Genomic DNA, 21,858 nt, shown 5'->3' with positions numbered 1-21,858 from the left:
CCGGTCAAAACTGGCCCAAGCCTGCAACCTCCGTGCGAACCGATACCAGCCGATCCGCCGCAGTGATAAACAGCGTCTTTCCGTCCTCGCCAAATGCGCAGTTGGCCGTCGCGCGGCCTGTGCCAATCCGGCCCAAACATATGCCTTGTGGATCGATCACCAAAACTCCGCCGGGTCCGCCCAGGAATACATATCCTTCTGCGGAAACCGCCATTCCATCCGGAAGACCGCCAGCTACGTGCATGTAAGGCTTTGCATCGAACCATATCTCTCCGCCGTCGCCTTTCGCGATCTTGCCATCCTTTAGCAGGAAACGCCGGATCAGCGGTGCATCGGGATCAGATTGACTGACATAGAGCGCCTTTTCACCAGGAGACAAGGCGACCCCGTTCGGCAAAGTCATATCATCGACAATTCTCGTAACCGCTCCTGTTTTATCAAGCCGGTATACGCCATTGTGCTCCATCTCTTTGGCAGGCGATTCATTGAGCCCTTCAAGGCCGTACGGCGGATCGGTAAAATAGATTGTGCCGTCGGACGCTTCGATCAAATCATTGGGACTGTTGAACCTCTTTCCCTCAAATTTATCGGCCAGCAGCGTGCGTTCACCAGTGGTGAAGTTGCGCGATTCCAGCGCTCGCCGCCCATGATTGCAGATCAGCAACTCACCTAAGCGACCGAGCAACAGGCCATTTGCACCGGGTTCGCGCATGCCAATTGCGAGTTCTGGAGCGACACCAGAGGGTGACAGAAAGATACCCTCACCGTCCTTCTCAGACCAGAAATACGCTTTGTTACGAGGAACATCCGTAAAGTAGAGGCGCTGTCTTTCGCGGTCCCACGCTGGGCCCTCTGCCCACCAATGCCCGGTTGAGAGCAGTTGGCCAGATTGGCTTGCGTCGATCAAGTCTGCAAACTTGGGATCAAAGCTTTCGAAACCGATTTCTGGCGATGCAGACTGAGCCGTAATCCGGCCAGCAGAACTGCACCCGCTTATTGCAAGCGCCGCAGATCCAGCCATCAATGTTCGCCGTGAAATATCCATCGAGTTCGATCCTCCTAGACCCTTGATAGTCAAGAATTGACAACCTTGTCAAAAATTGTCCGGTGTGCCATTTGATTCGCGCGTCAACGCTCAAGACCGCTGTTGGCTATCGGAGGGAAATTGTGAATCTTAAGCATCTGAAATTCGCGTCTGTCGTTGCACTCGCCACCGGGCTGGCCACTGTCAGCCATGCGAAAGCAAACGGCGTAGCAGCGTCGAGTTCGGACCACACAGAAACTTCCAGCTCCGTTGAAAGGGAGCCGGGCTCCATCCGCGCAGAAATCTGGCCTGAAGTGACTGCCGTCCCGCTTGATCCGGCAATTGAAGCTGAAATTGACGCGATCATGGCCAAGATGACACTCGAACAAAAAGTCGGCCAGACAATGCAGGCCGATTCCGGCGCCGTTACTCCAGAAGAAGTGAAGAAGTACCGCCTCGGCTCCGTACTGAGCGGCGGCAACTCCGCGCCCGGCCCGCTACCATACGCCGACGCCGCGACATGGCTGAAAACCGCTGATGCGTATTGGGAGGCATCGACCGATGACGAAGATGTCGAGGTTGCCATCCCAATCATCTGGGGCATCGATGCAGTTCACGGTCACACCAATTTGCTGGGCGCGACAGTCTTTCCGCACAATGTGGGATTGGGCGCGGCACGCGATCCCGATCTGATCGAGCGGATCATGACTGTGACCGCCAAAGAACTCGTCGTTTCAGGTCATGATTGGACCTTCGCCCCAACTCTCGCCGTGCCGCGTGATGATCGCTGGGGCCGCGGCTATGAAGGGTTTTCGGAAGACCCGAAAATCGTCGCCTCATACTCTGACCGGATCGTAAAAGGCCTGCAAGGAACCTTCGGCGCTGATGACTTCATGACATCCGGCAAGATCATCTCAGCCGCAAAACATTGGACCGGCGACGGTGCCACCGATGGCGGAAGAGATCAGGGCGATGCAAGCATTTCCGAAGAGGATCTGCGCGATATTCACACGACCGGTTACCTGCCTGCGCTCGAAGCTCAAGTGCAAACGGTCATGGTCTCTTTCTCCAGTTGGCAAGGCGTGAAGATGACCGGCAATAAGGGGATCATCACGGATGTGCTGAAGGACCGGATGAACTTCAACGGGTTTGTCGTCAGCGACTGGAATGCGCACGGTCAAATTCCGGGTTGCAGCAACACCGATTGCGCGCAGGCATTCAATGCCGGGATCGACATGTTCATGGCACCCGACAGTTGGAAGGGTCTGTATGAGAGCACGCTCAAACACGTGAAGTCCGGGACAATTCCGATGGAGCGTTTGAACGATGCAGTTCGCCGTATCTTGCGGGTAAAGTTACAATACAAATTGTTCGACCGCGGTGCACCAAGCACTCGCGCCGGCGCAGGCAACACTGATCTGCTTGCTAATGCAGAACATCGCGCAATTGCGCGCGAAGCAGTGCGCAAATCTCTCGTGCTGCTTAAGAACAACGATAGTCTTCTCCCGCTGGATGCGGGCAAGCGTGTGCTGGTTGTTGGCGACGGCGCAGATAGCATCGCCAAGGCGTCAGGCGGTTGGACGCTGTCATGGCAAGGCGGCACGCACACCAACGAAGAATTTCCCGGTGGCCAATCAATTCTGGCCGGAATTCAGGAAGCCGTTGCCGCAGCGGGCGGCACCGTAATATTCGATGAAGATGGCACAGGGGATCACGACGCAGACGTGGTCATCGCGGTCTACGGCGAAGATGCCTATGCCGAATTCCAAGGCGACCGCCCTAACCTAGATTTCGATGATGGCGATTTCGACACCGCACTGCTCGGCGGATACCGTGCCAAGGGGATGCCGGTCGTCTCGGTGTTCCTTTCCGGCAGGCCGCTATGGGTAAACCCCGAAATCAACGCATCGGACGCTTTTGTCGCCGCATGGCTTCCCGGCAGCGAAGGCGGCGGGATCAGCGACGTGCTGTTTCAGCGCGATCCATCGTTCGATTTCACTGGGAAGCTGTCATTTTCATGGCCGAAACTGCCGACGCAGGCGACCCTCAATGTCGGCGATGCGGACTATGACCCGCTCTTCGCCTATGGGTTTGGTCTAAGCGTTTCCGATACCGCCAATTTGGGCCCACTTTCGGAAGAAACCGGCCTCGATGCAGGTGCCAACCAATCCAGCGACATTCTATTCTCAGGCGGTCAGCCGAAAGGCGGATGGTCGCTCTATGGCGTCATTGACGGCACACAAACACGTCTGAATTCCACCAGCTGGGATGGCGGAGATTTAGTGTATTCCGGCTTTGACCGGCTCGCTCAGGAAGATTCCCTGCGGATTGACTGGCTCACCGGCGGCCCCGTCATGCGCCTTGCAACGCATGACCGCGCCGACTTTGCCCGCCAAAGCAATGGCGCAATGGAGATGTCGTTCTTTGTCCGCAACCTTGGCGATAATCCTGCCAAACTGCGTGTCGGCATAGGCTGCGAAGCGCTGTCGGACTGCGCCGACGGTGTGCCTGTTACAGTTGCATCAGATGAATGGCAGGAAGTGCGGCTATCGCTCGCTTGTTTCGCCGATCAGGGTGCGGATATGAGCTCTGTCGGGACTGGCTTCATCATGCGCTCTGACAGCGCAGCCAGCATCGCCATTTCCGAGATCAAGCTCGCGCCTGATCTGGATGCACTGCGCGACTGCGGAGATTAGTCCGCTATGGCGGATCGTCGCCTGATTGTGATTATGGGGCCAAGCGGGTGCGGAAAATCCACTGTCGCACGCGCACTGTCCGATGCGCTTGACGTGCCGATGTTAGAGGGGGATGACTATCATCCCGAAAAGAACCTGGCCAAAATGGCTTCGGGCGTTCCGCTTGATGATAGCGACAGGATCGGCTGGATCGAATCTATGCTGAAATCCGCAAATTACGGCAATGCTCCGGTAATGGTCGTAGCGTGTTCGGCTCTCACGCCTTTTGTTCAAGAACGCCTTTCAAATGCACCAGACTTCGATGTCCGGTTCATTCATCTTAATGTTCCGCGCGAAGAGCTGGTTAAAAGGATGGAGAACAGAGAGCACTTTATGCCGGTATCGCTGCTCCAAAGTCAGCTTGATACGCTCAGTGTGCCGGATAGCGCGCTGACAGTTGATGGTCTTGCCGATGTCGAGACGATCACTGATGCGATTATCAGTCAGCTAGAGCACTAACCCCATCGCCAACACGGCCGCAAAGCCCACGCAGCCAACCAAAGTTGATGCGACAGTCCAAGTGCGCAGCGTCTGCTTTGCATCGATCCCGAAATAGCGTGAGACAAGCCAGAAACCGGAATCGTTCACATGGCTCACAATGCTCGCCCCGGCGGCGATGGCGATCACCATGCGTGCCAGATCCCACCCTTCGAGACCGGCGGCCGCCGCCAGCGGCGCACATAATCCTGCGGCGGTCAGCATGGCTACTGTTGCCGATCCTTGCGCGACACGAACAATCGCCGCGAGCAGAAAGCCAGCGATGATGGGCGTAATGCCCGCGCCTAGGAAGCTCTCCGCGAGAAGCTTACCAGCGCCCGTATCGACCAGCACTTGTTTGAAAGCCCCGCCCGCACCCGTGACGAGCAAGATGACAGCAGTGGGTTCGAAAGCGCGGGTCAGTCCATCCTGCAACCGCTTTTTGCCTGCTTCGCTATCACCGCGCAGCAGCCACGCCGCGAGCGCGCAGCCGATCATCAGCGCAACGAAGGGATGGCCCACAAATGCGATGGCTTCGCTTTGGACGCCGAGGATCGGAGCAAAAGCGGCGACAACAATAAGCACTAATGGCAACGCCAACACTGCCATGGCGCGCATCGCCAAATCGGATGTGGCATCAGTCTGCATTACCTCTTCGCTTTGAAGATCAACTGGCACCGCTCCGCCAGCCTCCAACCAACCGCGCCCGTCGGCAAATCGGGCGTAGTACGGGCCAGCAACCAACATCGCCGGTATGCCTGCGATCAAACCACAAATGATCACAAGGCCAAGTTCGGCGGAAAGGATTTCGGCCACGGCAACCGGGCCGGGGGTCGGCGGAATAAAGGCATGGGCCGTTGCCAATCCGGCAAGCAGCGGCAATCCGAAATAGAGCGCCGGTTTGCCGGCGCGTTTCGCAAGTGCCTGAACCAGCGGGAAAAGCAGGATCAAGCCGACATCGAAGAACACGGGGATGGCTATGATCAGGCCGACAAAGCCCATTGCAATGCCAGCGGGGCCAGCTGGGCGATTGCCGATTATCGAGCGCGCCATAGCCGACGCGCCGCCGCTGGCTTCGAGATAGACACCGAGCAAGGCACCAAGCCCGACAATCACAGCGATAAAGCCGAGAACACCCGCGAACCCATTCGTTACCGCATCAATCACCGCAGGCGGAGAAAGGCCCGCCATCAGACCCGTCGCAAGCGCGCCGAACAGCAAGGCCGCAAACGCATTGACCCTGCGGACGATGATCAAGATCAACAGCCCGGCAACCCCAACAACTGTCGCCAGCAATGGCTGCCATTCTGTTAGAAACTCGGCAAGATTGCTCACAATTCAGGATCAACTGGCACAGGAAGCCCGCGCGAATTCCATTTCCAGAAAACAAAAGTCAGCGGTTCTTCGCCGGTGTTTTTGATACCATGGAGATCCCACGCGGCCGCATAAAGCATGTCGCCTTTGGCAGCGGCGAATGTCTCTTCACCAACGGTCCACTCGCCCTCCCCTGCAATGACCATTAGAAACTCTTCTTCGGCATGGCGGTGCGGTGGGTGAATTTCTAAGCCCGCCTTGATCGTCGCGGTACCGGAAAGCAGGTCGGTTGTGCCGGCGGTCTCACCTTCGAAGTATTCGGCAAAATCACCCCACTCTTCATTTGTCGTCTTGGCGGTTTCTGGCGTGAGGACACGCGTTTCCTGCCCGCTTACTTCAACAACCGAGTTGTCATCGGTCGGGGCTTCGCTAGGCGCGCACGCGGCGGCTCCAAGCAACGCAAGTACGGCAGGTACAGCTCGAATAGTCATGGAATTCCCCTCATTTTTGACGTATTGATAACGTTGTCAGATTGGGTGTGCAAGGCCTGCCAAGGCGCCTTTCCAAGCGGCGAGAACCAAGAAACAAAAAACGCGCCGGTCTGGCCAAGCAAATCGATGCTAGGCCAAACCGGCGCGCTTAGGACTGCAATAACTCCGTGCTGTGTCTTAGCGCTGCACCCGTCCCGATCCATCACCGCTCATGAGTTTTTTAACTTCAGGCACGGTAACGCGGTTAAAGTCGCCCATGATTGTGTGCTTGAGCGCGCTGGCAGCAACCGCAAATTCAAGGCTCTGCTGACGGTCTTCGTAAGCGTTAAGCCCATAGATGAGCGCAGAAGCAAAGCTGTCCCCGCCTCCGACACGGTCAACGATGTCGCTAAGCTCGTACTTCTTGGACAACTTGAATCCGCCTTCGCGTGTCCGCAAGCATGCCGACCAGTTGTTGCGGTCCGCGCTAAGGCTTTCACGCAGAGTGATCGCGATCGTGTGCATGTTCGGGTAGATGTCGAGCACCTTCTGGCCCAGCGCCTCATACTTGGCTGTGTCGAGCTCGCCGCTCTCAACGTCCACATCCACACTGATATCGAGCGACTTCTGACAGTCTTCCTCGTTCGCAATGCCGACATCAACATACTTCACCAGCTCGCGCATCACCTCTGGTGCGGTCTTACCGTACTTCCAAAGCTTACCGCGGAAATTGAAGTCGCATGAGACGGTAACGCCCGCTTCTTTCGCAGCCTTTACACAGGCCATCGAAAGGTCGGCCGCCGACTGGCTTAGCGCCGGAGTGATCCCGGTGATGTGGAGCCACTTTGCCCCTTTAAAGATTGTAGGCCAGTCAAACTCGTCCATGCCTGCATTGCAGATCGATGAGTTCGCCCGGTCATAAACAACTTTAGAAGGGCGCTGGTTTGATCCGGTTTCGAGGAAATAGATCCCGACCCGGTCGCCTGAGCGGCTGACATGGGCGGTATCAACGCCGAACTTGCGCAGCTCCATGATCGCGTTTTCGCCGATATCATTGTCCGGCAGCGCGCTGACGAATCCCGCGTCCAAGCCGTAGTTCGACAGCGCAACAGCGACATTTGCCTCGCCTCCGCCAAAGGTCGCTTCAAACTCATGCGACTGAAAGAAACGCTGGTGGCCAGGTGTCTTCAGCCGCAGCATGATTTCACCAAATGATAAAAAGTCGGTCATGGGGAGAAGGTCCTTTAGGCGCGCGCCAAGCTGCCATCATCAGCTTGGCGCGCGAATTGTGTATTCAGTTTTTCACCGCACTGCCGAGACAGCGCGGCGGTTTTGGGCGGCTTACGAGTAAGCAAGGCCGCCATTGATATCGACATTCGCGCCGTTGATGAACGACGCCTCGTCGGATGCCAGATAAGCGACAGCATCTGCTGTTTCTTCGGCGCGCCCCTGACGTTTGAGAGGGGTGCTGTTGGCAACATTCTCACGCGCTGCGTCAGGAGTGAATTTGTCATGGAACGCCGTCGCAATCATGCCCGGGCAAAGCGCGTTCACACGGATGCCTTTAGGGCCCAGCTCTTTTGCCATTGCACGGGTAAAGGTCATCACTGCGCCTTTTGATGTGGCATAGGCAGACGCACCGCCGCCGCCGCCATCACGTCCTGCCAGCGAAGCAAGGTTCACGATCGCGCTGCCCTCGCCCATATGCGGCGCAACAGCCTGCGTGGCCATAAAGGTAGATGTCACGTTGAGCTGCATGACGAAGTTGAAAAACTCTTCATCCATTTCAGAAAGCGTCTTGCGTGCGACAAGGCCGCCAGCATTGTTGACGAGCACATCGATGCTATCACCAAACGCTTCGCGCGTCGCAGCGACAAGAGCAGCGACATCAGCGGATTTGGTAACGTCGGCTTTGACTTTGATGCCTTTGCCGCCGCCAGCTGCTTCGATCGCTGCGAGAGTTGCGTCCGCGTCCGCTTCATTGCTGTTGTAATTCACAACAACATTGGCGCCTTCGCTTGCCAGTTTCACACAGATAGCGCGGCCGATGTCACGGCTTCCGCCGGTTACGACTGCCACTTTGCCTGCAAATTTCATTTAGTTTCCCCTTTTAGGAATATGCGTGGCCTTAGGCCGTTTTGGTTTGAGTAGGTTTGAGTGGTTTGATCTCTGGACACAGGACCAGCACCGAAAGAACCGTCATGATCGCAAGGCCAGCGCCGACAATAAAGGCAGGCGCATAGCTATTCACGGTGATGACCGGGATCAGGAAGTTCAGCATGACCACCGCGAGCTTCGCAGCTGTACCGGCAAAGCCAGCGAGGGTGCCAACAGACTTACCGCTGTAGAAATCGCTTGGCAGTGTCTGGATGTTACCGACCGCAGTTTGGAAGCCAAACAGGATCACTGCCATCATAAGCACTGCAACAAGCGGAGTGCTTGCCTGCGTAGTAGCAAGCAAAGAACCGAGCATGATCAAGCCACCAAGGCCGATAACAGTCTTACGAGTGCGGTTTACAGTCCAACCGGCCTTGATCCGGTTGCCTGCAAGCAGCCCGCCGAACCAGGCACCGAACATCGCGCCGACATAGGGAATCCATGCGTAAACCGCGATTTCTTCGACGCCAAAACCGTATGTCTTATATAGGTAGATCGGGAGCCAGCCCACAAAGAGCCACCAGATCGGATCAAGGAAAAAGCTGGCCATAATAACGCCCCAGCTTTCCTTGCGGCTCAGGATTTCACCCGTGTCAGGTGCATAGTCAGCGACTTCGTTGGTCTCAACATTGCGCTGGCCAGTAAGGATGTATTCGCGTTCTTTCTCGCTGATCCAAGGGTGCGCGTCCGGGCCGCTTTTATAGACGATAAGCCAAGGAACGAGCCACAGGAAACCAAGCGCGCCGATGGCAACAAAGGTTGCTTGCCAGCTACCGAGCCAGACGAACAAGAGCCCGATTATCGGAGCGGAGACGATACCGCCAATGGCCGCACCTGAGTTAAAGATACCTTGCGCAAGCGCCCGTTCGTTGATCGGAAACCACTCGGCATTCGCCTTGGTAGCGCCGGGCCAGTTTCCTGCTTCGGATACACCCAAAAGCGCACGGAACACCGCGAAGCTGGTCAGGCCGGCCGCCGCTGCATGAAGCATCGTGGCAGCAGACCAAACGACAATAGACAGAACAAAGCCCAAGCGGGTCCCGATCCAATCAAAGATCTTGCCAAACAGTGACTGACCAAACGCATAGGCAAACGTGAAAACGTTCAGAATGATCGCATAATCAAGCTCCGTGAGCCCAAGATCTTGCGAAATTTCCGGCCATAAAAACCCGAGTGCGCCGCGATCAATGTAGTTGATGACCGTTGCGACCGCGACGAGTATAACAATCCCATAGCGCAACATGATTAGTTCCCCTCGCTCAAAAAGTCTTCGCGTGCGGGGCTGAACGTGTCGAGCAGCACCCCTTTCTCAAGGCACACCGCGCCGTGATCAAGGTGCGGCGCGATGTAGAAGCTGTCGCCTGCGCCAAGCACCTTTTTCTCTCCGTCTATAAAGACTTCAAATTGCCCGCTTTCGACATAGGTCGATTGGCTGTGGGGATGCGAATGCACATCACCCACCGAACCTCTTTCAAACCAAACCCGCACGATCATGATCTCTGGACCATATCCGAGGATTTGGCGCGAGATACCGCCGCCAAGTTCTTCCCTTGGCGTCTTGTCCGCGACCACAAAGGCCGGGCTGGAAGTGCTTACCAGTGTTGCCATGTTCTAGTTCCCCTCGTCGGTTAGGGCGACCACAGCAGCAAAGCCGGTCCAGGCGATTGTCTCGCCATCGATGGTAACGCTATGCGCCGCCTCGGGATCGGGTTGATGTGACACTGCAATCGCAAAACGCTGCCCTGATTTCAGGGTCAGTCGCACAATATCCACGCCTTCAATCCAGGAATGGTCAAGGTCTGCTACACGGCTTCGACTGGCTACCGTCTGTTCGGCGGCTCCGTCATATTTGCCGTGCGCCTCGAGCAAACTGGCGAAACTCGCCTGCCCATTTTCACGGCTGGCGCGGAGCATGATCAGCGGCTCGCGCCGCAAGTTAAAATTCGGATCATTGGCCCCGGTTTCACCCAACACAACATCAATCGGGCCGTTGCCAGCGAACCGGTAGGTGTAAAAACGCCCATCCAGAATCCATGTAAGCGCGCCTTTGCCATCATCCCGCTTCGCCTGAGCATCCACCCAGATATGCTGATAGCCATTGGCTTCGCCTAGGACCGGCCGCGCTTCGACATTGCTATCGACGGCAAAGTCGAACTCCATGATGTGCCCGCTGTAATGCAACGGCAAATCATATTGGTGCGCATCACGGCTGCGGCCACGCACCAGATCGAGTACGACGGGCGCCTCAAGGCCAGGAATGTCTGGCACGATAAGGGTGCGCTGCATCAAAACGCCCGGATAGGCCTCTGCAATCCGCCCGCTTGAAACTTGCAACCCGTCCGCATCCGAGAAGTAGAGCTGACTTGGGGCCTTGGCACTCGCGAGTTTCACGTCTCCGTCGAAGTGGCTCTTTTCATCAACGACCAACGTGTTGTGCGCGATAGACGATTTTGCCCAAGTCTCGTTCTCGGGGAGGTAACGCCCTCCCTCTTTGGCAACGATGTTTAGGAACCGGGCCGCACCATAGTCGCGGACGATCTCGTTCCCGTTATCGTACATTTGCCAGGCAAGCTTATCGAAGTGGCCGTGGCCCATGCCCTGCGAGGTGTTCTTCGCGATCAGAGCGGTCGAGGGCTCGCCTTCGGCATTGGTCGGACCATCGCGCAGCACAGCGACAGCGCCCTGCTTTCCTTCGGGGCCATCGGAAAGCATCAGGGATTTGAAGGGAAACGGCTTTGCCTTGCCCGCTGCCAAGTCGCTGGCGACCATCATGCCGTTCTTGCTCAGAACTGTGCGATCCTGAAATTCCGCCACCGATAACAGCGATGGATCACCTGTTTGGGCGTAGGCGATGGCAATACCGTCATAGAGCTCTGCGGTCTTCAAACTCTTGTCGCGGATCGCATCGTTAAACGGGAAGAAATACCCGCGATAGCTAAGCTGAACCGTGGTGCGCAGCGCCTTCAGCAGAATGCCATCGCGGTGCTCGAAAATCTTGCGCTCTGGCTCGTTGCGTTCGATTGCGTCCGCAAACACAAGGAACGGCAGCAAAGCGAACCGCTGATAATACGGCCCTTCTGTGTAATACCCGTCCGGCGAAAACAGCAGTTCGGTCTGGCGGATAAATCCGGTCTCGCCGCTCTTGTCTGATCCTAGCAAGGCACGATCGACCATATCCCGATCACCCAACAGGTAACCGGTCATGCCGACACCCGCAGTGGCCCAAGTTGCATGGTTGTGGATCAGGTTGAAAGTGCGTTCGGAATCAACCGAAAGGAACTTCGCGGCAGGACGGAATACGTTATCATCGATCATCGCGCGCTCAGCGGATGTGAGCGTGTCGCGGATATCGCCGTAACCTTGAACAGCGTGCACCAGCCACATTGCATCGTTCAGCACCTGCCAGAACAACCGGCCTACATTCTGGTTTGCCTTGGCAGGATGGTCGCCCAACTTCGGATACATTTCGGCATATTCGAGCAGCATGTCCCGCGCATAGTCGCGGTATGCCTCGTCGCCAGTGACCCGGTAGATCTGGCCGCCCAGATAGATCGCCTTGTAATTCCGCTTGTGCTGCTCGTGAGTGTAACCGCCACCGGGATCTTTGGGCAGCGGGACAACGAGGCCCTCTGCCATCATTTCATCGACAAAGTTTTTCGCGCGGGCCAATTCGTCGGCGTAAAGCGGCGGCAATTCCGACATCTGCTCGGCTTGAGGCTGAACGGATGCAGCCGCAGCATCATGCTGGAAAGTGCACAGCGCAGCGGCTGCTGCAAGGAGCATCAAGCGCTTCATTGACCGGCCTCATTTGCGAATACGTTGCCGGAAAGTAGGGCCCGATGCTCGCCTTCGAAGTTTAGTTCTTCAAGCACGAATTTCGGTGTCTCGGCGAATTGATTGTCCGTAATACTGGTCTTCGGTGTGCCGACCGTATGAACGATACGTATTGGCGCCGATCCTGCCACCACGTTGCGCGTGATGTTGGCTGTCTGCACGCCGTGCAGGTTAAGCGATGCACCGAGCGAATTGGTCGCGGCATGACCGCTCTCAGCGACAGCATTTCCGGCAAAGGTAACGAGCGGGCCGAAGGTGCTCTCATCTCGTCCGCCGCGATACACATTGGCAATCGGACCACCGATACTCGCGAACGAGCTGCCAGTAATCTCGAGATACTCGACGTTGTACTGGCCGTAATCCTCTGTCTCCGCCGCCGCAGAGACAACCGCGCCGGTGATATCAGCAAAACTGCTATTCTTGATCGTCACGCGGTCCGCCAGCGAACTTTTACCGAGCGAAAGGACATTGAATGACTTGTTCACCACAAGCCCCCGCACGGTCACACCGTCCATCTCGATCTGCATATTCGATTTGATTGGATAGGTAGTCGTTCGGAACACGGAGTTGCCGACAGAATCCGGTGCAAGCGCGCCGTCAATCACCACACCTGCAAGTTGCAGGTTTCCACCCTCGCGCAGCTCGATCAGCGTCGGCCGCGTGAACATCACAACAGGTGCATCCTCGCCTTCTTCAACGGCTCCCTTGATGGTGATCGCCTTATCCAAGGGAATGGTGCGATTGGAGATGTATTCGCCAGTGCCAAGCACCAGAACATCGCCGTCACCTGCCGCCATCGCAGCGTCAACTAAGGTGTCTTCGCCCGGATGAACTTCAACAATCGTGCCTGATGACCCGAATACCGAGCCACTGCCGGGTTTCGCGTACCAAGCGGGACCGACTTGATCGAGCGTAACAGGCTTTAGATCGCGCGGAGCGCCGAGCGCAGCGAATTCTGGATCAACCGGATAAAGCAGACCGTTCTCTGCGCGCTCCATTTCTATCGATGCTTGTGTGAACTGGCTCAGCTCATCAGCAACGCCGCCCTCGACCACACGATTGCCCGCAAAGGAAATACCGGACACGTCATCATAGACTTCGAGGAAGCTTTCGCCCTGAATGCCACCCAGCAGATTGTTAGCGAATGTGCTGTTGCTTGGCGCAGCGGAGCGCTCTTCATCGGCGCCGACATTGAAACCGATCCGGCGGCTGTCGATGATTGTATTGTTTTTGATCGTCGCGCCTTCAACTTCGACGTAACGGTTTACAGGCGAGTTGGGGACGCCGTTCATGATCGCAAGCGCGCTGGAAAAGGCTGTACCGCGCATACCCTCAATGTAATTATCGCGAATTGTCTGACCGCGATTGATAACGCGGATACCGCCGGTGTAATCCTTACCGCCGCCCATAAAGACATTGCGCTCGACCACATTATCGTCGCCGTGACGAAGCGTTAGAGTACCGCGTGATTTCAGGAATACATTGCCGCGAAAGATATTGCCGCCGGATTTGGAAGAGATGATCTCGACCTCGCCATCGGTCCGGTCAAAAATGTTGTTCTCAACAATGCTTTCGGAACGATACATCGAGTAGCGGCTCGTCCCGATCCGCAAAGTCTCACCGCCATTCGATCCCAGCACAGGGCGCGGACCGAAATAGTTGTGATCAATGCGGTGGCCGTTTTCGCGGCTCTCTTCGCTATCAAGCCGGACTGCGAGCGTTACCCCCTTGTTGGTCTTGCCAACCATATGGTTGTGATCGAAGCGATTGTTGTGGCCGTAAATCCCTACCCAGTAGTCGCTTTCGTAGCGGTCCGGCTTGCTGAAATTGTCGATGACCACTTCGGTCACCCGGCTATTGCGCGCTTGATCCGTCTTGGACCGGCGGAAGGATACGACCTCTCCGCGCGGACTGTAGCCGTCCTTGAAGACAAGTCCCTTCACCAAGATGTACTGACCGCCAACCCTCAGATTCGACTGACCCGTCAAGATCACCTTGCCGGCATCTTCGGATGTGACAGTGATCAGTGCGTCCGCCCGCCCCTGTCCGGTCACAACGAGATCGAAATCACGCCACTCGCCATTAGCGAGGACGATGACATCACCAGCTTCGACGCGCTTCAACGCATCAGCATACTCGATTTGATCACGAACGAAGTAGCGCTCTGCTAGCGCGGGCGAAGCCCCAAGCCACACAGCAAGCAGCACAAGGCCCAGCCTTGCCAACATCTCTCAATCCCCTCGTCCGAATTCTTACGAGTCGAAACTATAAGGGGGAGGCAGCTATTGTCAATCAATCTGGCATATCAAAATGGCAGCAATTGCCTAGCCAATTTGCCTAACCAATTTTAGCAGAGGCTGTGAAGCGCTCGCGACTTTTCAAAACCTGCTCTTGCACCTCTTCAAGTGCCATCCGCTCGGTCGCATCAAGCATCGCCTCGATCAGACGATGAAAGTGTTCGCGCATCGCATTGCGCGCACCAGCGGGGTCGCGGTCACGCAGAGCAAAGAACACCGCCTCGTGCTCTGCAGTGCGCGATTCCGCATCGTGGACGCACACCGCTTGATAGGTCGCTTTGACATCAGGAATTTCTTCCCGCATCCGCCAAAGCGATTGCACCGTGTGGACCATCGCGGCGTTGTTGGATGCTTCGGCAATCACCTGGTGGAACTGCTCATCTGCAGCATCAGCCTCTGCCTCATTGCCATTGCGCATCTGCTCAAGGAGCGACTTGAGACGCGCGATTCCCGCATCGCTAATATTATGGGCCGCGAGAGCAGCAGCTTCAGATTCTACGAGCAAGCGCGCCTCAGTAACTTCAAATGCGCTTGCTGAAGGCAGTGCAGCCCTTTCCGACGGCTGTTCTTCGCTAACATAGACGCCGGAGCCGGTCTTGATCTCAAGCCGTCCAACGGCCTGCAATGCAATCTCTGCTTCGCGGATGGTTACGCGGCTTACTCCAAGCTTTTCCGCAAGCTCACGCTCTCCAGGTAGTCGTGTACCCGGAGGGAATGCACCCTCATCTATGAGCGCCGCAATTTGCTCGGCCACAGACTGGAAAAGTCGTTTTCCGCTCATTCCATACCTCTACGCTGCTTAGGGCATCCCCTCATTCCGTCTCGCTTTGCACAATAAAACTGGGCTTTACCAGTCCAAGTGGTCAGCTGTCGCCGCCTGTACCCCTACGGCGGCGACAGCCGAAAGGGTCAAAACTTGACCCGGACCCCTGCGAAGTAGCGCGGTCCATAGACTTGGATAGCGCCAAAATCGTCCGGCGCACCGCGGAAGTTGGTGCGCGGCTCGTTGAATAGGTTGATCCCTTCAACCGAGAACCGGACATTGCTGTTCAGTTCGTAAGACATGCGCGCTTCGAATACGCCCACATCATCAACGTAGCGGACCCGGCCCGGCGTCGAGACGAACTGCTGGAAGTAGTCGCTGCGATATTTGTAGACACCTTGGAAATCGAAGTCGCCGATCTCGTAATAGACCTGTCCCGAGAACACATGCTCGGAGAAACCGAACAGGTTCGAAGGAGCGATCAGTCCGTTGCTGGTCGTCTGAACGTTGTTCGCATCAACCGTTGTAATCGCACCAAGGCTGTCATCTTCGAACTCGAAGTTTGAATCCGCATAGTTGTAGCTGAGCTTGAAACCCAATCCGTCGAGCGGAGCAGGCAGATAGCTGAAGCGGTGCGCAGCGGTCACTTCGATGCCGTAGATCGTGCTGGTTTCATCGGTCGTATTGATCGTGAGAACCGGCAGGTCGACCAGGTTGCCTTCGATGTTGAAGGTTTCCGTAACAGCCGCCGTTTCAAATCCGCCGTTAAAGCTCTTGTAGTAAGCGTTGAAGGCAAGAATCGTATCGTCATTCGGATACCATTCGAGACCTGCATCGATATTCCATGAGAGCAATGGATCGGTGGCTGGGTTACCGGTAGCGGTCACGCTGTCGATGCCGCCGGTCAGAGCCTGCTGCGCGGACGTAAATTCATCGTTGTTGGTGTTGAACGTGCGACCATTGCCGAGATCCGAAGGATCGGGACGCGAGAGCGAACGGTAAACACCAAGACGACCAAGAAGGTCAGGCTGGAACTCCGCGACCAAGTTAAAGCTCGGCAGGAATTCGGTGTAGGAACCACGCGTAACGTTCGTAACGAGAGTGTCCGTGTCCTGAACGACAGTGAATTCATCGGCTGAGTTGGGATCCGTCGGGTCTGCAGCCGTAAACAGCACAGACAATTCAGAGCGGAAGCCACGTGTTGTGATGTCGGTACCCACAATGCGAACACCGACATTGCCGCGGATTGGCAGGCTACCGAGATCACCATCGAAGTTGGTCTGGAGATAAGCAGCCCAACTTGTTTCTTCGACGTCGGTGTTATCGATCGAGTCAAAATCACCAGTGAGATAGATCGGCACGCCGTCTTCGTCGAACTGCAGACCGCGCGGATCTTCACGCTCAAGCACTTGCGCAATGCAGAGCGCATCGAAAGTCGCAAAGCTATTCGAGCTGCTGAGGACGTTTCCATCAAGATCAACATTGGTCACAAGCGCGTTGCCGCCTGAAACCGACTCCAAGAAGCCGGCTTCAGGGAAGCTGGTACGACACTCTTGGTTAGCTACGAACAGCGCGCCTGACCCGTCGGTGTCGTTATAAGTTTCCTCGAAACGGCTCAGGCTGTCGTCTGAGCTTCCTCGCGCACCAGGCACGTCGCGATATACGAGCTCCTGATAGCGCGCACCAAACATGACGGAGTTGAAAAAGCCGTCCATCTCGTAGTCGAGATCGCCGCGAACCGCCCAAATCTCATTGAAACGATCCTGCTCGAGATCGGCGCGAAGGCGCGGATCATTTGCGAACAGCGTGTAATCGGTCACATCGAAGTTCTGAGTGATGAAATTCAGACCTTCAGAACCGTTTTGCTGGATCAAGACAGCCGTCTCGATACGGTCATCCGTACCGTTGGTACGGCCGGCATTTGGAGTCTGATCGCTTTCAAAAGCTTCCGGGAAGAACGGATTGCCATCAGCATCTGTGTTGCCAAAAATGCTCTCTCCATCCTCAGTCCGGAAACGAATCTGAACCGCTTCTTCGACACGCTGGGTGCGCGAATAAGAAGCATCGAGCGAGACTGTGAGACGATCGCTAACCTGCGCCTCTAGCGAGAGGCCACCACCGTAATACTCTTCATCACGCTCAAGATATTCACTGACAGCTTCGACACGCTGCTCGTTGGTGAACGAGCGCAAAGCGCCGCTTTCTGTGAACGTCAGATCAACGCCAGGAATTGTGTTCGGATCGCCAGGGCCGTCAATCCGGCGACCTTCAGCAAAGTTCAAATCGCTGCGCTGCTCTTTGAAAAGTCGCTTGGAATATTGGAAGTCAGCATTGATATCGACGCGCGGGCTCGGCTTGTACTGAATAGCGCCGAATACCGCGTCACGTGTGTCTTCGGTGATGTTTGAACGGAGTGCGTAGCTGTTGCGTGCGATAACAAACGGCAGATCGACACTGCCATCACGCAAACCATCGATCGTGCCGCTGCTTGTATCGCAGTTGCCATCATCAAACACGCCGTCGCTGGTCGTGCTTGGGTCGATCACGCATGCGCGGATCGTGTTTGAAACGTTGGCCTCTTGCTCAGGATTGGTTGTAGAGTTGCGCTGATACCCGATTGCGATACCGAATTCGCCATCACCAACCTGGAACTGATCTACATAGCTTCCGGTCGCGCGGTAACCGAATTTCTGGAACCGTTGGTCAGGATCAATATCAAGGTTGTCCGGGTTGATGTTCAGTTTGAACTCCCCCTGGATACGCTGCTTCCCGTAATCGACAGGCTTGATCGTCTCTAGAACGATCTGACCAGCGACGCCGCCCTCAACATAACTCGCAGCCTGCGTCTTGTAGATACCAATTTTGCTAAAGAGCTCAGAAGGGAACTGACTGAAGTTTACCGAGCGATCGCCTGAGCCGTTTGTTGCGACCCGGCCATTGATGACTGTCGAGCTAAGGAATGGACCGAGGCCGCGAATCGAAATCTCGGTGGCACCGCCCTGCTCGCGGTGCGAACCCGCACCGGTCAGCGTTTCAAGCGCCTCACCAATTGAGAGCGCTGGAAGGTCACCGATTTCGGTGGCTGACAGCGCGTCAAAGACTTCAGTCGAATTGCGCTTCTCTTCAATCGATCCCTGGATCGTGCCGCGGATGCCGGTGACAAGAATAGCGCCCTCTCCGTCAGCCACTTCCACTGGCTGCTCATCCGGATCCGCGTCCTGCGCGTACGCAGGCGCCCCAACAAATGCAGCCCCGGCCATGAGCGTAGCCGAGATCGAAATGCGCGCCGAAGCGCCGCGCGAGATTGCACGAAAAGTCATTGAGCCCCCTCCCTGAGGTATGTTTGTTGGTCTTTGGGATATAGGCCTACACCGCATTGTCAACCAATCTATCATACCAATTGGTGAGAAAAGTGGGGAGTCCGCAAACTCAACAGCAAAGGATGACGCAGACGACAAACCAGGCCGACAGCAGACTGTGCAAAATTGCCACACTCCTGACCTTTCGGTCAGAGCGTCACGTCAAAGCTCACATCTCAAAATGTCATCACTGCATTGATTTTAAACGCCTTTACCCGGCTTACAAATTGGTATACTTCTTCGCAAAAATAGGACTGCCACTCTGGTTGACAGAGTATGTGCCCCGACTATGTTACGTGACAGATAAAAAGAAGTTCACAGTGAGGGGATTACTTATGAAGTACGGGAACGGGGGCGTAAGCCTGTCCGCAAAGAAAGCGCGTATTGTTGCAGGCTTGATGGCTGGTTCGGCCATTGCGTTCACGCCAGGCGCCGCTTTCGCACAAGACAGCGATTCGCCAGCCGATGTTGCTAGCGACGCTGATGAGAATACAATCATCGTGACCGGCATTCGCAGCTCGCTCGCAAGCGCGCTGAATGAACAGCGCAATGCAGACAGCATTGTTGAAGTCATTCAGGCAGAAGACATTGGTAAACTGCCTGACCAAAACCTTGCAGAGGTTCTTGAGAACGTCACCGGCGTTCAAATCACCCGTACTGCTGGCGTCGGCACCGGCGTCCAGATCCGTGGTACCAATGACAACCAAGTTCTGATCAACGGCGTTAAAACCGTTTCCGCCGGCACAGGCCGCGGCGGCATCAGCTTTGAAGACATCAACCCGGCCATCATCGGCTCCGTTGAAGTTATCAAGGCGCCAACTGCTGACACTATCGAAGGTTCTGTCGGCGGTACCGTCAACCTGCGCACGATCCGCCCGCTCGACATCGCCGACCGGATCATCTCTGTTCGTGCACAAGGCGAATACAGCGAACTTTCAGACAGCATCACACCGCGCATCTCCGCAAGCTTTGGCGATGTATGGCAAGTTGGTGACGGAGAGCTCGGCATTGTATTGAGCGGCAGCTATTCCGAACAGGAAGCCACATCGTTCCGTCCGCGTGTCGACCGTGACACTGTGGTTCTTACAGGCGCGGGCGTCGCTGCTGATGGGTCACCTGGACCGGCATTCAACTATCTCGGTATTCAGTTCCTCAATCAGGAACTCGAAAACTTCGAATACGAGACCATCAACTTTGCTGGTTCGATCGAATACGCACCGAACGACAATTTGATGTTCTTTTTCGACACGATCTACAACGATCAAACTCGCACGCAAGATAGCTCGCGCGTTCAAGGCTCGGGCGTAAGCTCGCTCCGTTTCAACAATGTGCCAAACCAGTTTGAAACTGTGAATTTCGGTTCGCTCGACGGTGTCGCGCTCGGATCGATTGAGGCCGCGTTGGTCGGAGCAATCGAACCGAACATCGCGCGCGACGATGATGATCCCAACCTGCGCTTCTCAAGCGACACAGGCGCACGTGTCACGACCAGCGAACTCTACCGCCTTGGTACCGAGTTTGAAACTGGCCGGTTCTCCGCCCGTCTCGAAGCGTCGCGTTCGACGTCGGATTCGAGCAACCCGAACCTCAGCACCACGCTAAACTTCATCAACCCAAACCCGCTGACACCTCTGGATGGATCGAGCAACGATAACAGCGTGCCATTCCGCTACGATTTGTCCGGCGGCTCGCTGACATTCGGTGTGAACTTTGACTCGCCGTTCGCACCGACAGTCGCTGATCTAACCGATCTCAGCGGCGCCAACGTTGTCCTGGATGCGGTTACAAACAGCAACAACCGCACGCAGAACGAAGAAACCGCTTTCCGCATCGACACCACGCTCGATCTGGAAGACCTCACTCCGTTCTTCACATCGTTCGATCTGGGTTATCGTTTCAACGATACATCGACACAGTTTGATCAAGTCCGTTCCACCTTTGGAACCGGGGCGATTGCAAACAGCCCAAGCGGCACGCTGTTCGCCGACTTGCTTGTCGCTGGCCCAAGCAACTTTGGGGATGCCGATGGCCGCGAACTTGCCTTCCGCAACTTCGTTCTGATCGATCCAAACCGTGCTTTCTCTGATCGTGACGCTGTGTTCGCGCAGCTTCAGGCCGCGCTTGATTCAACCCCAGGTGGCCAAGCACAGATCGCCAACGGGAACCGTCTTCTTTCGGACCTCGATCCGAACGCACCGGGCAACCTGTCAGGCTCGTTCCGTATCGAAGAGACAACCAACGCCGTTTACGGTCAGCTGAACTTCGAAACCGGCCCGATCCGCGGTAATATCGGCCTGCGCTGGGTGAGTTCGGAAATCGATTCGTTCGGCAACACTGTCGCCAACGGAGTGGTTTCTCCGATCACATCACGCGGCAGCTACGATGAGTGGCTTCCACGGGTTAACCTGATCGCTGATATCACTGATGATCTTGTCTTCCGCGCAAGCTACACCGAAGACATCAACCGCCCGGACTTTGACGATCTGTCGCTTTCCGTGACATTCCCGACCGGTCCGAACAATCCAGTGTCTTTGGGTAACCCGAACCTGGCTCCGGAAACTGTGCAATCTTACGATGCTTCTTTGGCATGGTATTTTGCACCGTCTTCGCTGATCAGCATCGGCTTCTTCCACAAGGATCGTACGAACCTGTTCGTGACCCAAGTTGAAGATGCCGTCGAAGATGCCAATGGCTTCCGCGATATCACTGCGCCGTGTGAAGGTGGCGGTATTTTTAACCCGGTTCCGGATCGCAACGTTCTGTCGCCAACGATCGGCAACGGCCTGTGTGTTCCGCTGCAAACAATCATCAACGACACGGCAACGACGACCCAAACCGGTATCGAAGTCGCGTTTCAGTATGATTTGTCGCAGTTCGAAGACACACTTGGCTTTGCATCGGGCTTTGGTGTGATCGCCAACTACACCTACCAGGAATTTGGTGGTGGTCAGGCGACCAATGAAAACTCGGGCCGCGGCGAAGATATCTTCCAAGCGATCAACCCCGGCATCGCAGTTCCTGTGACTGCGGTTCAGGGTCTGCTCGACTTCTCAGAGAATGCGTACAACGCGACGCTTTACTATGAGAAGTACGGCCTGTCGGCTCGTGCACGCTACACATGGCGTGACGCGTTCCGTACGCTGGATACAGCTGGCGGTGCATCGCTCAACTCGACCCTCGGCTTCCCGACAGTAACGGAAGCTCGCGGCCAGTTGAACGCAAGCGTCACCTACGACGTGACCGAGTGGCTGAATATCGGCGCGGAAGGTGTGAACCTGACCAAATCGGATATCACACAGCGCTGTGTGAACTCCGGCGCGTTGCTCTGCTTCCAAGGACTTCCGGATCGCCGGATCACCTTTGGTGCGACGCTGCGTTTCTAACGCCAGAAGAACATAGAACCCAAGACTGACTTCGGTTGGTTTCGA

Annotated in this window: 14 protein-coding genes; 3 read left to right on the top strand and 11 right to left on the bottom strand. The window is 55.9% G+C overall.

Translation table 11 applies throughout. The features are described 5' to 3' along the window. Window positions 1–4: 4 nt before the first annotated feature. Complete coding sequence (locus tag KCG46_RS12210; protein WP_218405721.1) at window positions 5–1,045, bottom strand: SMP-30/gluconolactonase/LRE family protein; 1,041 nt, start codon at window positions 1,043–1,045, stop codon at window positions 5–7. A 122-nt stretch (window positions 1,046–1,167) separates the two neighbouring features. Between KCG46_RS12210 and KCG46_RS12205 the strand changes: the two genes are divergently transcribed. Beyond that, window positions 1,168–3,720, top strand: coding sequence for a glycoside hydrolase family 3 protein (locus KCG46_RS12205; RefSeq protein ID WP_369410218.1), 2,553 nt, complete (start codon window positions 1,168–1,170; stop codon window positions 3,718–3,720). Between the two features lie 6 nt (window positions 3,721–3,726). Continuing rightward, on the top strand, window positions 3,727–4,218 hold the full coding sequence (locus KCG46_RS12200) for a gluconokinase (RefSeq protein ID WP_218405720.1): 492 nt from the start codon (window positions 3,727–3,729) through the stop codon (window positions 4,216–4,218). On the opposite strand, the gene KCG46_RS12195 is transcribed toward KCG46_RS12200, so the two are convergent. The 10 genes from KCG46_RS12195 to KCG46_RS12150 all read right to left on the bottom strand — a co-directional run bounded on the left by KCG46_RS12195 (window position 4,207) and on the right by KCG46_RS12150 (window position 18,391). Continuing rightward, complete coding sequence (locus KCG46_RS12195) at window positions 4,207–5,571, bottom strand: GntP family permease (protein WP_218405719.1); 1,365 nt, start codon at window positions 5,569–5,571, stop codon at window positions 4,207–4,209. The genes KCG46_RS12200 and KCG46_RS12195 overlap by 12 nt on opposite strands. After that, on the bottom strand, window positions 5,568–6,041 hold the full coding sequence (locus KCG46_RS12190; RefSeq protein ID WP_218405718.1) for a cupin domain-containing protein: 474 nt from the start codon (window positions 6,039–6,041) through the stop codon (window positions 5,568–5,570). Before KCG46_RS12190 ends, KCG46_RS12195 begins: the two co-directional genes overlap by 4 nt. Before the next feature lie 177 nt (window positions 6,042–6,218). Further along, a complete protein-coding gene (locus tag KCG46_RS12185) occupies window positions 6,219–7,250 on the bottom strand; it encodes a sugar kinase (RefSeq protein WP_218405717.1) in 1,032 nt (343 codons plus the stop codon). A 111-nt stretch (window positions 7,251–7,361) separates the two neighbouring features. Further along, window positions 7,362–8,117 carry an SDR family NAD(P)-dependent oxidoreductase gene (locus tag KCG46_RS12180; protein WP_218405716.1) on the bottom strand — a complete coding sequence of 252 codons (756 nt, stop codon included), beginning with the start codon at window positions 8,115–8,117 and terminating at the stop codon, window positions 7,362–7,364. A 31-nt stretch (window positions 8,118–8,148) separates the two neighbouring features. Next, the gene (locus tag KCG46_RS12175) at window positions 8,149–9,420 is read right to left on the bottom strand and encodes an MFS transporter (RefSeq protein ID WP_218405715.1); all 1,272 of its coding nucleotides are present in this window, start codon (window positions 9,418–9,420) and stop codon (window positions 8,149–8,151) included. 2 nt (window positions 9,421–9,422) lie between these two features. Beyond that, the gene (locus KCG46_RS12170) at window positions 9,423–9,785 is read right to left on the bottom strand and encodes a cupin domain-containing protein (protein ID WP_218405714.1); all 363 of its coding nucleotides are present in this window, start codon (window positions 9,783–9,785) and stop codon (window positions 9,423–9,425) included. Between the two features lie 3 nt (window positions 9,786–9,788). After that, the gene (locus tag KCG46_RS12165) at window positions 9,789–11,972 is read right to left on the bottom strand and encodes an alginate lyase family protein (protein ID WP_218405713.1); all 2,184 of its coding nucleotides are present in this window, start codon (window positions 11,970–11,972) and stop codon (window positions 9,789–9,791) included. Next, window positions 11,969–14,239 (bottom strand): polysaccharide lyase 6 family protein, encoded by a 2,271-nt coding sequence (locus tag KCG46_RS12160; RefSeq protein WP_218405712.1) that lies wholly within the window; start codon window positions 14,237–14,239, stop codon window positions 11,969–11,971. The genes KCG46_RS12165 and KCG46_RS12160 overlap by 4 nt, the downstream gene beginning before the upstream one ends. Before the next feature lie 109 nt (window positions 14,240–14,348). Continuing rightward, complete coding sequence (locus KCG46_RS12155; protein WP_218405711.1) at window positions 14,349–15,089, bottom strand: FadR/GntR family transcriptional regulator; 741 nt, start codon at window positions 15,087–15,089, stop codon at window positions 14,349–14,351. A 128-nt stretch (window positions 15,090–15,217) separates the two neighbouring features. Continuing rightward, the gene (locus tag KCG46_RS12150) at window positions 15,218–18,391 is read right to left on the bottom strand and encodes a TonB-dependent receptor (protein ID WP_218405710.1); all 3,174 of its coding nucleotides are present in this window, start codon (window positions 18,389–18,391) and stop codon (window positions 15,218–15,220) included. A 374-nt stretch (window positions 18,392–18,765) separates the two neighbouring features. Between KCG46_RS12150 and KCG46_RS12145 the strand changes: the two genes are divergently transcribed. Beyond that, window positions 18,766–21,813: a TonB-dependent receptor gene (locus KCG46_RS12145; RefSeq protein WP_218405709.1), complete on the top strand. Its 3,048-nt coding sequence runs from the start codon at window positions 18,766–18,768 to the stop codon at window positions 21,811–21,813. Window positions 21,814–21,858 lie beyond the last annotated feature (45 nt).

The sequence above is a fragment of the Erythrobacter crassostreae genome, from assembly GCF_019204045.1.
GTDB lineage: Bacteria > Pseudomonadota > Alphaproteobacteria > Sphingomonadales > Sphingomonadaceae > Erythrobacter > Erythrobacter crassostreae.
Note: the sequence above shows the minus strand (reverse complement) of the source record. Positions and strands in the feature narration are given on the sequence as shown.

Coding starts and splice junctions, on each gene's coding strand:
- KCG46_RS12165 (WP_218405713.1), bottom strand. CDS start 11,972: ATGAAGCGCTTGATGCTCCTTGCAGCAGCCGCTGCGCTGTGCACTTTC.
- KCG46_RS12150 (WP_218405710.1), bottom strand. CDS start 18,391: ATGACTTTTCGTGCAATCTCGCGCGGCGCTTCGGCGCGCATTTCGATC.
- KCG46_RS12200 (WP_218405720.1), top strand. CDS start 3,727: ATGGCGGATCGTCGCCTGATTGTGATTATGGGGCCAAGCGGGTGCGGA.
- KCG46_RS12210 (WP_218405721.1), bottom strand. CDS start 1,045: ATGGATATTTCACGGCGAACATTGATGGCTGGATCTGCGGCGCTTGCA.
- KCG46_RS12180 (WP_218405716.1), bottom strand. CDS start 8,117: ATGAAATTTGCAGGCAAAGTGGCAGTCGTAACCGGCGGAAGCCGTGAC.
- KCG46_RS12170 (WP_218405714.1), bottom strand. CDS start 9,785: ATGGCAACACTGGTAAGCACTTCCAGCCCGGCCTTTGTGGTCGCGGAC.
- KCG46_RS12160 (WP_218405712.1), bottom strand. CDS start 14,239: ATGTTGGCAAGGCTGGGCCTTGTGCTGCTTGCTGTGTGGCTTGGGGCT.
- KCG46_RS12185 (WP_218405717.1), bottom strand. CDS start 7,250: ATGACCGACTTTTTATCATTTGGTGAAATCATGCTGCGGCTGAAGACA.
- KCG46_RS12145 (WP_218405709.1), top strand. CDS start 18,766: ATGAAGTACGGGAACGGGGGCGTAAGCCTGTCCGCAAAGAAAGCGCGT.
- KCG46_RS12190 (WP_218405718.1), bottom strand. CDS start 6,041: ATGACTATTCGAGCTGTACCTGCCGTACTTGCGTTGCTTGGAGCCGCC.
- KCG46_RS12175 (WP_218405715.1), bottom strand. CDS start 9,420: ATGTTGCGCTATGGGATTGTTATACTCGTCGCGGTCGCAACGGTCATC.
- KCG46_RS12155 (WP_218405711.1), bottom strand. CDS start 15,089: ATGAGCGGAAAACGACTTTTCCAGTCTGTGGCCGAGCAAATTGCGGCG.